Below are 14,283 nucleotides of genomic sequence, written 5' to 3' on the forward strand. Positions count from 1 at the left end.
TCTACATGCCGCAGCATTTAAGGCGTAAAAGCAACTACAGTCCCATGCGTTCAACAAATGACGCCTGGTGTGTTAGCCACCCTTCTCGCCCTTCCATTTCGATGTTTTTTATTGCATCACGTGGAAGTGGCGATTTTGTCCCTTCAAGCAGATCTATCATGGGTACGAATTCTATATTCTGTTGCTTGGCTCTGACAATCAAATCTTCAAACATTTCAGCACAAACAATACCTTCTACTTCCGCGTGGATTGTATAAACATTCAAACCATCGCGTTTGATAAGCTTAAGAATAGCATCATTGTAGTTGCTGTTGTCGACACCATCTTGCCCGACAAGCTCGTCATAGGTAGGCAGGGTCACTGGGATTTGAGGTGCCATTCCTTCGCCTGGAGAGAAAATAGAATCGCCACGGCAATCGCTATTGTACTTAAATGGGAAGGCATCTTTCTCAACAAGTGTTTGATCAGTGCAGCGCCAACCAGCTACCGCACTACAAGGCAGATCTCTACCAGTAATATCCTTCAGCATGTTATAGCCTTTGGAAATCTCACTGCGCAGCTCTTCAGGTGACATGGTATCGGTTTTCATCTGCCACTTGTGGTGATCCCAAGCATGCAAACCGATTTCATGACCAGCTTTATCAGCCGCCTCAATAATTGGACGAAGTTTTTTGCCAATCACAGGACCTGGCCAGATAGTGCCACGAATTAAAATATCGTAACCGTAAAGACTAGCGGCCTTAGAGCGAAGCATCTTCTTCAGAAATGCGGGACGCAAAAGGCGCCATATATGGCGCCCCATGTTATCAGGTCCAACAGTAAAGAAGAATGAAGCCTTCACTCCTTGCTTCTCGAAAATTTCGAGTAGCTTAGGTACACCAAGTTTGGTGCCTCTAAAAGTGTCTACATCGATACGAAGACCGACTTTAGTGACTTCATTCTGTTCCATTACTTCTCTTCTGCTACTGCACCTTTAAGGAAGAAATCTAGAGTCTCTTCGATTGTGTCGTTCATGTGAACTTTTGGTTCCCAATCAAGCAGCTTCTTCGCGTTTGCGATGCTTGGTTTACGGTGTTGAACGTCTTGGTAGCCGTCACCGTAGAACGCTTTGCTTTCTACTAGGTTGTAGCCAGCAAATGGAGGGAACTGATCACGCAGTGGGTGGTTCTCAAACTTCTCAACCAATGTCTCAGCAAGCTCTTTGATGCTCGCTTCGTTTTCTGGTGCACCGATGTTGATGATTTGACCGTCACACAGACCTTCTTTGTTCTCGATGATGCGGAATAGCGCTTCAATCGCTTCAGATATGTCAGTGAAACAACGCTTCTGTTCACCACCGTCGATAAGCTTGATCGGCGTACCTTCAACTAGGTTTAGGATAAGTTGAGTGATCGCGCGGCTAGAACCGATACGTGCAGAGTTCAAGCTATCTAGACGTGGGCCCATCCAGTTGAACGGACGGAATAGCGTGAACTTAAGGCCATCTTTCTTACCGTAAGCCCAGATAACACGGTCAAGTAGCTGCTTAGATACTGAGTAGATCCAACGCTGACGGTTAATAGGACCAACGATCAGTGGTGAAGTATCTTCGTTGAACTCAGGATCCGTCGACATACCGTAAACTTCAGAAGTCGATGGGAAGATAATGCGCTTGTTGTATTTCACACACGCACGAACGATCTTCAGGTTCTCTTCAAAGTCGAGTTCGAATACGCGAAGTGGGTTACGCGTGTATTCGATTGGTGTTGCGATAGCCACTAGTGGAAGAATGATGTCACACTTCTTAACGTGGTACTCGATCCACTCGTTGTGGATAGTGATATCACCTTCTACAAAGTGGAAATCTGGGTGGCTTAGGTGCTCTTCGATTTGATTCGAGTTCATGTCCATTGCATAAACTTCGTAACCACCGTCGTCTAGAAGACGCTTAGTTAGGTGAGTACCGATGAAGCCGTTAGCACCGAGGATAAGTACTTTTTGACGCTTCTTAGCGTTAATAAGTGCACTTGCTTGAGAACCAAAGCGCATGCCTTCAACAAGGTGAAGCTCAGCAGCTAGCTGCTCACCACCTAGGTATAGACCGTTTTCTGCTTCACCAGATTTAACAATCAGTGAACCTTGAGCACAAGCGATCGTTAATGGTGTAGTAGAAACGATAGTACCAGGAGTTACATCAAATGTTTTGTCGCTTGCTTCCGCGCTCCAAATAGTCAGCTTACGCTCACCAAGGAAAGTGAATGCACCTGGGAACGGTTCTGTTACCGCGCGAACTAGGTTAAATACGGTACGAGAATCGTTAGACCATTTAATCTCACCGTCAGCAGGAGTACGACGGCCAAAGTAAGTTGCTTTGCTTTCGTCCTGAGCCGTTGTTTTGAATGAACCATCTACGATAGTTGGAAGCACTTTGCTCAGTAGATCGCTAGATGCTGTGTTCATACGCTTATGAAGCGTTTCTGCCGTATCAGCGTCAGTGATAGCAATTTTTTCTTGACCAACGATATCGCCAGCATCCGCTTTCTGAACCATTTGGTGCAGCGTTACACCAGTTTCAGTTTCGCCGTTAACTAATGCCCAGTTGATTGGTGCTCGACCGCGGTATGTTGGAAGCAAAGAACCATGTAGGTTGAAACCACCTTTAGGAGCGATATCTAGCACTTCTTGGCTGATCATATTGCGATAGTAGAAAGAGAACAGTGCATCTGGCTTCATCGCACGGATTTTCTCAACCCATAGTGGGTGGTTCACGTCTTCAGGTGCGTAAACTGGAATACCGTTCTTTGCTGCAAGTTTCGCTACAGAGTCAAAAAACACGTTCTCGTTGCTGTCATCAACATGAGTAAATACTGCTTCGATTTCTACACCCGCGTCTAGCAAGCTACGAATACCAGTACAACCGATATTGTGGTAGGCAAACACTACTACTTTCATGGAATATTCCTCTAAATACAAATCTTATTCTTTATTTTTTAATTCGTCGCTTTCACGTGCATTTTTAGTGGCTTCACCGACTAAAACATCTTGCACGTAAAAACGTGGGCGCGCTCTTACATCAGAGTAAATACGACCAATGTACTCACCAAGTAAGCCTAGACCCACAAACTGTGCACCAACAAATACAAATAGGATAGCAAACAAAGTAAACAGGCCATCACCTGCCCACTCAGAACCAAACATAATGCGCATCAACATAAGGATGACGCCAAACGCGATACCTGCCGCAGCGATACCACCACCAACAATGCTCAACAGGCGTAATGGCGCTGTTGTCATACTGGTGATCAAGTCAAACATTAGGCTAATAAGCTTCATAAAGCTATATTTCGACTCACCATCAGCACGCTCATCATGATGCACATCGATCTCAGTGGTGTGGCGAGAGAAGCCATTCGCTAGCACAGGAATAAACGTGCTGCGCTCGTGACACTCAAGCATTGCGTCAACAACATGTCGGCGGTACGCACGAAGCATACAACCATAATCATTCATCTCTACGCCAGTAGAACGTTTCACTAGCTTGTTGATAAGCTTTGATGGGTAACGACGAAGTGCACTATCTTGACGATTCTTACGAACTGTCCCCACAGAATCGAACCCTTCTTCAGCTTTTGCTACAAGGTTAGGGATTTCTTCTGGTGGATTCTGAAGGTCTGCATCAAGTGTGATGATCAAATCACCACGTACTTGCTCAAAGCCAGCCATAATAGCGTTATGTTGGCCATAGTTACGATTCAAGATAACGCCAACAACATGGCTCCCTTCTTTCGCTGATGCTTCTTCAATGATTTCCGCGCTGCGATCACGACTTCCATCGTCCACAAGAATGAGCTCGTAATCTTTACCTAGGCTATCACTCGCCTTGGTCGTACGGTCAATGAGTTCTTGTAGACAGTTTTCTTCGTTGTATACCGGAATAACGATAGAGACAAAGTTGATTGCTTGATTGTGTTTCATGGTTTACCCAATTATTTCTGAAACGGCGCTAACTACACGCTCGACATCATCCTGAGTCATATCAGGAAACAGCGGTAGTGAGCAGATTTGATTACTGTTACGTTCTGTATTCTGTAAATCAGGGTTAATTGCCCCGAACAATTCCGCGTAGTTTTCGCGGTAATATTTTTGAGTATGACAGGCTTTAAAGTGAATACCTGCTCCGATACCTTTTTCTTTTAGTGCGGCAATTAGGTCGTCGCGCGTAAGGCCTGCAACAGCAGGATCCACTCTAACGATCATTAGGTGCCAACAGTGTTTGTGCTCATGAGAGGCCAAACCTAGTGGCGTCACACCTTTGATAGACGCCAACTGACTGCGATAAGACAGCGCTAACTGCGTACGTTTTTCGGTGATTTCCGCAATTCGATCCATTTGTCCAAGCGCTAACACTGCACAGATATCAGGCATATTGTATTTGAAGCCAGGCTCCACGACTTCTGCTTGAGGCGCTCGTCCTTGAGTTTCACGATCAAAAGCATCAACGCCCAGACCATGGAATTTTAAACGACGCACTTTGTCAGCTAATTCAGCATCATGCGTGGTAAGTACACCACCTTCTGCCGTCGTCACGTTTTTGATTGCGTGAGTAGAGAATAGGCATGTACCACGATTGCCCACTGGCTTGCCTTTGTACTCGGTACCTAAAGCATGAGCCGCATCCTCAATCACAGGGATATTGTGCTTCTCACCTAACTGGTAAATAGGGTCAAGGTCAAGCGATGCCCCAGCATAATGCACCGGGATGATAAGCTTCGTCTTGCTAGTGATCAGTGATTCAATTTTCTCAGCATCCGTCATCAAGGTGTCAGCATCAACATCTACGAATACTGGTTTTGCTCCAACAAGCGTAATCATATTGACGGTAGAAACCCAAGTAAGTGATGGAGTGATAACTTCATCTCCAGGACCGATACCTAAAGCCAACAATACTAGATGCATACCTGCAGTTGCGCTACTAAGAGCAACTGCATGTGGAGCACCAGTGTGTTCAGACACTTTATTTTCTAACTCTGCATTTTTGGGACCCGTGGTGATCCACCCGGAACGAAGGACATCGACCACGGCTTGGATGTCTTGCTCATCTACAGCAGGTCTACATAAAGGGAGAAAAGGCTGGCTCATTTTTTAAACTCACAGTTAAATCGTGTACTCTGACACGAAGAAGGACAACAAAGTTTACTAGGGCGTTCAAAGAATTAAAAGGGTCGATGCGTTTTAGCAATACAAAACATTGACCTTTAGAACATAATTACCGCAAATATAACCCACAACTATGTGTGTATCGGCAAATTAACAATAATATTTACTAAAGTGCTACTTATCGGTAAATATTCTTGGCCTAGCAGTAAAAATCCTATGATTTATCTAATCAGCATAGCACTCAGGGCACTAAGTCAGTTTTATGTAAATTTAGCTGACTCTTGTTTCACACTTTCTAAGCTAAGAAAACGCGCTATTCTGCCACATTTAATGGCTCGCCAATGTAATCATTTGTATGCGCTCTGTTTGTGTCTATCATGGTGAGAAGGTAGAATCAGCGTCCACTTTTTTGATTCAGGTATGATCGTGAACCTCAATAACAGTCCCGTGACACAACACCAGTTTCAAGGACACGATTTTCATTTGAAGCGAGATGACTTGCTACATAGTCATTTCAACGGCAATAAGGCGAGGAAATTTGCTGAATTGCTAGAGACAGATTTAGCGAACGTTACTCAACTCATCGGTTGGGGCTCCGCTCAAGCAAATTCCTTAACCTCTTTGGCTGCGCTGGCTAAAATAAAAGGTATAAAGCTTAAGTATTTTGTTGATCACAAACCAGAATGGTTAGACCTAAACCCTAATGGTAACTACAGGGCAGCTAAAGAGCTTGGTGCTGAGATAGTCTCCCTCAAAGAGCTGCTAGGTCCCAATGCACCGCATCCGCATGCCTATATACAAGCCAACTTCGCCAATTCTACTGACAGCTATATCGTACCAGAGGGGGGACGCTTTCAATCAGCCCGTCAAGGTATCGTGCAGTTAGCAGAGGAAATTCTAAGTTGGTCGAGGTTTGAAAAAAACAAGCAGATTAAAGTGGCATTACCTTCAGGAACTGGAACGACAGCTCTGTATTTGGCACAAGTTCTCGCCCCCCAAGGTATTGAGGTTCTGACTTGCCCTTGTGTGGGCGGTAAAGATTACTTAATACAACAGTTTGACGAGCTTGGTAATTTTTCTTATTCCCCGACCATTCTTGAGCTCGAAAACAAACATCACTTTGGCAAGTTGTATTTAGAAGATTATGAGATCTGGCGGTTACTACAAGCTGAAACCCACGTGGAGTTTGATCTACTTTACGACCCAATGATGTGGCGTTGCCTACTACCTTGGTTAAGTGATAACCCAGATGTTTCTCTATTGTACATTCACCAAGGTGGCATACTGGGTAATGAGACCATGCTACCCCGCTATCGCAGAAAATACGACGCACCAAAAAATGAGTGGTAGTTCAGCCTCAATGCGGTGCAACATGAAACAAAAAGAGGAGCTACAGCTCCTCATTTTTGTTTCTAAGAAGGCTCCGCTCTATCATTGATGCGAAGAGTACGACTCTAAATAGAGTTTTGCTTTCTGTTGAGCTTGCTGTAACTCGTCCGCGTTTAACTTGAGCGCTAAATCATCACGGAGCTTTTCCGCCGTCGCATAACCATTAGTAGATGCAACAGAGGCCCAAGCATAAGCTTCTACATTATTGAGCTCTACGCCCTCTCCTAATGAATACTTATAAGCCAAATTTCGCTGCCCATAAGCGTATCCGTTCTCAGCAGCCTTTCGATACCACTTTACTGCTTCAAGATCATCACGCTCGACGCCCAGCCCTTTAGCATACATTACGCCCAAACTATTCTGTGCTACATCAAAGTTGCGTTCAGCAGCTAATTGATAATACTCTACTGCCTTACTATTACTCTTGGGAACACCGCGTCCCCATTTGTACATACCAGCCAAATAATACTGGGCTTGAACACTACCTTTTTGAGACGCTTTTTCGAACCATGACGCCGCTTCTTTGGCATCGTAATTTACACCATGACCATTGTCGTACATCATGCCTAGCTTGTACATGGCGGATTCGCTGCCTTGTTTGGCCGCTTTGTGATACCACTCCACCGCTTTGGCGTCATTTTCTTTGACACCATTGCCGTCAGCATAGCGGTCACCCAACTCTATTTGAGCAAATAGATCGCCTTGCTTGGCACCTTGCTCAACTTTTTTTACGCTCACTGTTGACCAATCTTTTACAAACGCAAGGCTTCCTGCACTAAAACACAGACCACATAGGGAAACCGCTAACAGTGTTTTTCGCATTGTTTATTCCTATCCTTAAAGACGTCGTCAAATTCTGCCATATGATTAATAATCTTCTGACTAATTAAAACAGAATTAGCGATACTCTGACAAAGAATTTCGTATTAGTCACAAAAATGTTGTGGGTTGAACGCAAACTAAGCACAAATATATCGTTTGCCTTTTCAAGTCCCGCCCTATTTGAGCCTACAAGGCTCAGCCTTGCAATCGTTTACAGAAATCCCTCGTTTTACCCTAGTAAGTTTTGTACACTCAGAAAAGATTTTGAATTGGTCAAATTAGATAAAGAACGGAGTAGTTATGGTCTCTAAATGGGCGAAACGATTCATTCAGATGGCGGAACTGGTTGGTTCCTGGAGTAAAGACCCATCGACGCAAGTTGGTGCCGTTATTACCAAAAATAATCGAATCGTTTCTGTCGGCTTTAATGGGTATCCCCATGGCATTTCTGATAGTGCAGAAGTCGATGAACGAGAAACCAAATATCTCAAAACTCTGCATGCTGAAGAGAACGCAATTTTATTTGCAAAGAGAGATTTAGACGGTTGTGAGATCTGGGTTACCCATTTCCCATGCCCTAATTGCGCAGCAAAGATTATCCAAACTGGTATTTCGGTCGTGCACTGTCCGCAACAAACGGAAGACTTTCTGTCTCGTTGGGGTGAAAAAATTTCACTGAGCCAAGATATGTTTGAGCAAGCAGGTGTTCATGTAGATTGGCTACCTTTAGAACAACTAGATTAGAAATCATAGCAGTCCGAGTGCTTATCTTTTAGTTTAGAACTTACCATCTGATTCTTAACTAAAGAGCTAATTACTCAACTCGCAATGAACTGATAGCCTAGGGAAACCGTAAGCCAAATTGCAAATAATGAATGCAATGAGGCTTAACATGAACATCGTCAAACTTTCACTATTTGCTTCTGCAGCAACGTTCCTAGCTGGCTGTGGAAGCGACTCTCACGACTCAACCCCTACTTCTCAACTTCGTGTAACGCATGCTAGTGCTGATGCACCGCAGGTTTCAATATTACTTGACGGAGCTATCGCCAGCGGACTTTCTGAAGTGGATTATCAACAAGGCAGCGGGCTAATTACTGTAGATGCGGGTAATCACGACCTCATCGTCAGAGGTTTATTGGCAGGAGATACGACCGCGGATGTCATCACTGCTAATGCTGTCAATTTTGCACCAGACATGCAGTATGACGTTTTTGCGGTAAATAACGTTAACGCAATCGAGCCTGTGATTTTGTCACGTTCGACAATCGGTCCAGATGCTCAATCCGTGCGATTGGACGTATTACATGGTCATCCGGGAGTTGGTGGCGTCGATATTCACCTGACGACAGACCCAAGTATTAGTGCCAGCACTATCGCTGTTTCAGACCTTACTTTCAAAGAAGACGAATCTCAGCTCCCAGTTACATTACCTGCGGGTGATTATCGCATTAGAATTACGCTGGCTGGAAAGAGTACTGATGCAGATGTAGTTTACGACAGTGGAACCCTGACATTAGACGGTGGCAGCGATCTAATGGTTACCGCTGTGCCAAATGTCAGTGGAGGAATGGTATCACCTGTTAATTTGCTGGTTGCTGACGGTTCCGCTGTCAGCGTGTTGCGTAGTACAGGAGAAAAAGCAACGGTGCGAGTAGGTCATGCCGTTGCCGACCTCGGTGACGTCGACGTTCGAGCATCAGGTAACGTAGTGACAGGATTAAATGTTATTGGTTTTGAAAAAATCAAAAGCCTTGATTTGGCCGCTTCATCATATGACTTAACCGTCACTCCTACTGGAGCAACTACACCAGAAGCAATTCAAGCTCCAGGAACATTATTTTCTGCTGGCTCGGAAACGACGATTTTTGCTGTGGGACGTTTTTCGGATCAATCTATTGAACCTGTGGTGATCGAAGATGATCTCAGAAGTGTGGCCTCCTACGCAAAACTACGTGTATTACACGCAAATCCAGTTGCAGGCACCGTTGATATTCATGCAGCAGCCGCAGGCACCGGATTCTCTGCGAACACCGTTGTTTTGGAAGGCGTTAACTTTAAAGAAACCGCTGTATTAGAGGTCAATGCTGGAACCTATGATTTTGCCATTGCAGCCGCTGGAACGACAAACGTACTCTTGTCTGCTTCTGGAGTCACACTAGCTAATGGTAACGTCGCGACAGCGTTCGCTACTGAAAACTCGATTGCGCTCAATGTAGACAAATAGCTTAAAGCTCACGTCTGACCAAAGTCCGCTATTAACATGTAGCGGGCTTTTTGCTCAGCCTTACCATTAATTTTCTTTCCATATATGTTTTAGTCCACTACAATCCGCGATCTTATAATTTGAGCCAATAGTAACTCCATCAATGACCAATTTTCTTGTTTCCGTTTTCAAGCGTGCCGTATGCACTTCTACCTTAATATCTCTAGGTCTAGGTTCAGCGAACGCCATCGAGCTACCTCTATTTAAGAAGGAAGCAGAAGAGCGTGGATATACTCTACCCGAAGCGGTTGGACTTAGCTTGGGGTATATGAATGTGTCGCAAAACATTAATATAGATTCCATTCAATTTGATGGTTTAAAAACACCAATTTTCGGCTTACCTATTGGATCAGATACGATAGCAATCGACACAAAGGGTGGATATCAAGAGAGTGACGTTTTAACTCTCAAGGCAGATGTTTGGCTGCTTCCTTTTTTGAACTTTTATGCCATTGGCGGAAAAGTTCAAGGCTATTCAGAGACAACCATTAGTTCTATCGGAATTAAAGGGCTCGGTAGTGTAGAAACAGATATGCCCTTCAGGCTGGATCTCGACGGGTATTTATATGGAGCAGGAACGGTTATCGCTGGCGGATATGAGAACTGGTTTGCTCTTGCAGATGTTAGCTATACAAAAACACAGTTAACCGTTATTGAAGGGGAAATTGATTCTATCGTTTTCTCGCCAAGAGTAGGTTACGATTTTTCCAGAACCTCAGACTTCCCTGTTCGTATTTGGGTTGGTGCCCAATATCAAAATGTTGAGCAAAGTCTATCAGGAAAAATCAGCGACTTGAGCTTACCTTCTGAGCTGTCCGGACTAATTGGATTGGTTAATAAAGACGGTGAGGGTAGATTCAAGGTAAATCAAAGCCTCGCAAACCACTGGAATACTTTAGTAGGTGCTCAATATGAGTTTACACCTAATTGGGTTTTAGTTACTGAAATGGGTTTGGGTCAACGTAAGAGCTTCTTTGTTACTTTGGACGCACGATTCTAGCTACCGAGATTGCCAAAGAGAAATCTAACGCATCGATTTAATTAGATAATCACGGAATTTACATCTACTTTGAGTTTATGTTTGCTTTGGGTAGGTTCCTGCCTACGCAGGAATGACGTGGCTTCTTCCCTTGGGCTCGCTTCAGGTAATTGACAGCCTACGGAGGCTGGGGGCTTGTTGCACGGCATTGAGTGCGTGCTTTGAGTAGATCCCTGCCTGCGCAGGGATGACCACCTTTATTTCTTTGGCTTTGTGCAGATTATGTCGCTTTTTTCTTTGTTAGTTCTAGTAATACCGGTAGTAAAACCAAACTAAATACCAAGATGCAGCTAAGTGCGATGGTTAGCACTAAGCCAATAGAATGCATCCCTCTATGTTCTGCGACGATTAGCGCTCCAAACGTGGCGAGTGTCGTTAGGCAACTAATCAAGGACGCTTTAGGTGTAGAGGTTTTAAAGAAAGCATCGATGTTTCTAACGGCTCTAAAACGCTTAACGATGTGAATACCATTATCGACTCCCAATCCAAATATCAAAGGGATGACAATAATATTGGCCATGTTCATTGATAGATTAAACCAATGCATCATGCCTAAAGTGGTGATTGCAGCTAGGCCAAGCGGAATAAAGATCAAAATAACATCACGCTTCTTGTCTACTGTCCAAATCAAAATCAGTGCAATACCAAATACCGACATCAAGATGGCGGCTTGAAACGCTTGGACAATAATGCTTCCAACTTCTTGCTCTGCTACTGCACGTCCTGTTGCATTAGAAGCGATTTTTTTCACCTGGGAGATAAACTGTTCTAATTCATGAACATTTGTCATATCTCCCTTGGGAGTAACGGCAACCAACCACTCTCCACTATTAGCAATGTAGCGTTGTTGAAGTGATTTTGGTAACTGACTGACTGTCGGAGCGACAAGCTTAGCTTCTGGATTATTAGCAAGTGATGAAAGGTTTTCAAAGAGGTCCATTGTCACTTTCTGGGTGTCAATATTTGTAGGTAATTTCTCAGCATCAACCCAATGTTTTGACAATGCAGACTGTCTAAATTCGGCATAATCCATTGGTTCGTCGACTGACTGAGCATTTATAGCATTGTTTAGTTGTGAGTATCGCTGTTCGATATTATTAGGTATAAAATCACTCGCAATTGTTACGTCTTGAACGCTATTCTGATTCAATAGCCTTTTTTTCCACTGCTGAGCTTCTTGCTGATCCTTTGCTATAGCATACAATTGGTAACTCGAACCAAGACCGTGTTGCTGAAGTGCATTTAAGCCCGCCACCGACTCGGAATTAGGGTTTTTAAGAACCAATGTCGAGAAGTCGAATTTAAATTGTGTTGCACCATACCCCATACCGACAGCAAGAAGGCATGAAGCTGCGACTACCAGGTTTTTGTTTTCATTCAGTTTTTTTCCAAACCATACAAATCGGTGAGTATCCACTTGGTGCTTCACGGTTGGATACCCAAACAAAGTGAAGAACAACGGTATAATGATAAACGTGGCGGCTAGACCTAAAATCATACCCAACGCAGATATAATGCCCAATTCACCTAAACCAGTGTAACTAGTAGGATAGAAGCTTAAGAACCCTAGGGCCGAAGATAAAGCACACAGTGTAAGCGGTCTAATGGAATGGGCTGCTGCCTCTTTCAAACTTGTCACATTACTATCACCTCTCGTTCTCAGTTCATGAATATGCAAACAGAGGTGAATGGAAAAATCGACGGCTAAACCGATAAACATAACCATAAATACGATGGATATCGTATTGTAAGAACCAACAACAAATAGACCTGCCGCAAATGTCCATACTAAGCCGACTAGTACTGTTACGTAACAAGCAAGAATGACACGTAGAGAGCGAATGCCAATAGCTAGTATTAGAACCAAACCTAACAAAGACGCAGATCCAGCAATAGTAATACTGTTGTTCGCATCGGCGATTTCATCAAAGTCTAAGGCTGCTTGGCCAGTAATTTGGACTTTGATGTCATTCGGTAAATTCTGAGATTCGATAACACGGTGAATAGTTTCTATTATCGCCCTATTGGGCTCTTTTACTGTCTCGTCAGGCTGAGCCACTATCGTAATAGCAAACGCTTTAGGTAGCTCTATGTTAGTTTTTAATAATTGTTGCCAATCCACTACTTTGCTATCAATCGCTGACAGCAGAGGTCCAAGGGATGCTTGAGCTTGCTTATCGAGGGAGCCAAAGTATTGGTTAATGTTTTGTGCTCTTGCTGCTTGAGCGGCAGGTGCAATTTCATCCTGTGCTGTCTCTAATAAACGTTGAAATTCTGTGTCTGAAAAGAAGCCCAGCGAGTATTGTTCAAACCAAGACAGTGAGCTTGGCGCGAATACGTCTTTAAACAAAGCCTCGTTTGCTAAAGCGTCCGATAAATCGTCAACATGCTGCCTTAACTGCGGGTCGCTACTACTAGTAATAAGCAATACGACATTCCCAGTGTCAGGGAACGTGCGATCTAACGTTGCTAAATTCTCAACCCATTGCCCCTCTTGTTTTACTAGAGAAGACAAATCCGCGTTCATTTTAAAATGTTGTTGCCCATACCAAGCACAAAGGGCGGTCAGAGAAAGGACGAGAAAAAGTGTTAGCTTAGGAAAGCGTAGAATATGAGAGATAAATCGGTTCACGGTAAGATTTGATACAAACGTTAATTAAGGCAATGATAGCCCAAAATCGCTAAACATTGGTTAACTTCCTGTCAGACCCGACTAATAAAAAAGGAGGCATCTGCCTCCTTTTTGCAATATTCATCACATCAAATGATTATTCTTGATCAATCATCCACTTGCGGAATTCTTTACGTTCTTCCTTTGAGGCCTTAAGGTACCAAGCTTTCAGTTGCTCGACATTTTCTACTTTTGTCGGTTCAGCTTTTACTGTGGTTTTCGGAGCGTTATTATTTGCTGCAGTAACATCCTTAGAAGTTGCAACCGCGGCTGTTGTCACTAAGGTTGCTGTGGTAGCTTGTTCCGCCTTGGTCATTTGACCGTTATCGAAGACAATACCTCTTTCAGCATTGTGTGCTGCAATAAGCTCATCCATTTTCATATAAGGTAAGAAACCACTTTGTGCTTGAAGTTTCTCTTGAGAATAGGAAAGATTACTGCCGTCTTGTGTGATGCGCCAGTCAGGTTGGTCTGTTCTAAATGCAGCTTTAGCCTCTTGCTCACTTCTAGCAACTGGATGATTGATTTTTACTTCATCACCAGAAACATTGAATGTGAGAACGTAGGGAGCAGAGGTGAACACACCTGAGCTACTACCTTTTCCTACTTTTTTATCCATTCTCACTACAACTTGGTTTTCACCTTCCGCCAACTCGTTTTTTCCTATTCGGCTTTCCGCTTCTTGTCCATTGATAAAATAAACAGAAACCCCTTTGAGAGGAACAAGTGTTGCCGCACTTACTGAAAAGGAACAACCAAGCGCAACCAATGCGGCCACCATATTTTTTTTCACGACCCGACTCCCTTACAAAATACGATTGGGTTATTAGGCTAGAATGCCATAGATTCAAATCTCAAAATAGCCATTTTTAGGAATATTTAGCTGTAGAAGATTGATTATGCGCACAAAAAAAAGAGTCACCCTAAGGTGACTCTTTCTAAAATTATCTGCTCTAAATT

11 protein-coding genes are annotated in these 14,283 nt (G+C 43.7%); 4 read left to right on the forward strand and 7 right to left on the reverse strand.

Annotated features, from left to right (window positions below; genetic code table 11):
• Positions 1–34: 34 nt before the first annotated feature.
• From arnD to arnB, 4 genes are read right to left on the reverse strand one after another with little or no spacing between them, the layout of a single operon-like run.
• Positions 35–949, reverse strand: a complete 915-nt coding sequence (gene arnD, locus MMA19_RS10225; RefSeq protein ID WP_240206134.1) for a 4-deoxy-4-formamido-L-arabinose-phosphoundecaprenol deformylase — start codon at positions 947–949, stop codon at positions 35–37.
• Complete coding sequence (gene arnA, locus MMA19_RS10230) at positions 949–2,931, reverse strand: bifunctional UDP-4-amino-4-deoxy-L-arabinose formyltransferase/UDP-glucuronic acid oxidase ArnA (RefSeq protein ID WP_240206135.1); 1,983 nt, start codon at positions 2,929–2,931, stop codon at positions 949–951. Before arnA ends, arnD begins: the two co-directional genes overlap by 1 nt.
• Before the next feature lie 24 nt (positions 2,932–2,955).
• On the reverse strand, positions 2,956–3,954 hold the full coding sequence (gene arnC, locus MMA19_RS10235; RefSeq protein WP_006074390.1) for an undecaprenyl-phosphate 4-deoxy-4-formamido-L-arabinose transferase: 999 nt from the start codon (positions 3,952–3,954) through the stop codon (positions 2,956–2,958).
• A 3-nt stretch (positions 3,955–3,957) separates the two neighbouring features.
• On the reverse strand, positions 3,958–5,118 hold the full coding sequence (gene arnB, locus MMA19_RS10240) for a UDP-4-amino-4-deoxy-L-arabinose aminotransferase (protein WP_006074389.1): 1,161 nt from the start codon (positions 5,116–5,118) through the stop codon (positions 3,958–3,960).
• Positions 5,119–5,562: 444 nt separating this feature from the next.
• On the opposite strand from arnB, the gene MMA19_RS10245 reads away from it, so the two are divergent.
• Positions 5,563–6,486, forward strand: coding sequence for a pyridoxal-phosphate dependent enzyme (locus tag MMA19_RS10245; protein ID WP_240206136.1), 924 nt, complete (start codon positions 5,563–5,565; stop codon positions 6,484–6,486).
• An 81-nt stretch (positions 6,487–6,567) separates the two neighbouring features.
• Here MMA19_RS10245 and MMA19_RS10250 read toward each other — a convergent pair whose 3' ends face one another.
• Entirely contained in the window at positions 6,568–7,347 is a 780-nt protein-coding gene (locus MMA19_RS10250; protein ID WP_198558047.1) for a tetratricopeptide repeat protein, read from the reverse strand.
• Positions 7,348–7,647: 300 nt separating this feature from the next.
• Here MMA19_RS10250 and MMA19_RS10255 point away from each other — a divergent pair, with 300 nt between their 5' ends.
• The 3 genes from MMA19_RS10255 (at position 7,648) to MMA19_RS10265 (ending at position 10,613) form a co-directional block, all read left to right on the forward strand.
• The gene (locus MMA19_RS10255; RefSeq protein WP_031495097.1) at positions 7,648–8,091 is read left to right on the forward strand and encodes a cytidine/deoxycytidylate deaminase family protein; all 444 of its coding nucleotides are present in this window, start codon (positions 7,648–7,650) and stop codon (positions 8,089–8,091) included.
• Positions 8,092–8,239: 148 nt separating this feature from the next.
• Positions 8,240–9,574: a DUF4397 domain-containing protein gene (locus tag MMA19_RS10260; protein WP_240206137.1), complete on the forward strand. Its 1,335-nt coding sequence runs from the start codon at positions 8,240–8,242 to the stop codon at positions 9,572–9,574.
• 142 nt (positions 9,575–9,716) lie between these two features.
• Positions 9,717–10,613, forward strand: coding sequence for a TonB-dependent receptor (locus MMA19_RS10265; protein WP_240206138.1), 897 nt, complete (start codon positions 9,717–9,719; stop codon positions 10,611–10,613).
• A gap of 259 nt (positions 10,614–10,872) precedes the next feature.
• Here MMA19_RS10265 and MMA19_RS10270 read toward each other — a convergent pair whose 3' ends face one another.
• Positions 10,873–13,167 carry an efflux RND transporter permease subunit gene (locus MMA19_RS10270; protein WP_240206139.1) on the reverse strand — a complete coding sequence of 765 codons (2,295 nt, stop codon included), beginning with the start codon at positions 13,165–13,167 and terminating at the stop codon, positions 10,873–10,875.
• Positions 13,168–13,420: 253 nt separating this feature from the next.
• Entirely contained in the window at positions 13,421–14,116 is a 696-nt protein-coding gene (locus tag MMA19_RS10275; RefSeq protein WP_240206140.1) for a DUF2057 domain-containing protein, read from the reverse strand.
• Between the last annotated feature and the right edge of the window lie 167 nt (positions 14,117–14,283).

The organism is Vibrio sp. CyArs1 (assembly GCF_022432925.1).
Taxonomy (GTDB): domain Bacteria; phylum Pseudomonadota; class Gammaproteobacteria; order Enterobacterales; family Vibrionaceae; genus Vibrio; species Vibrio mediterranei.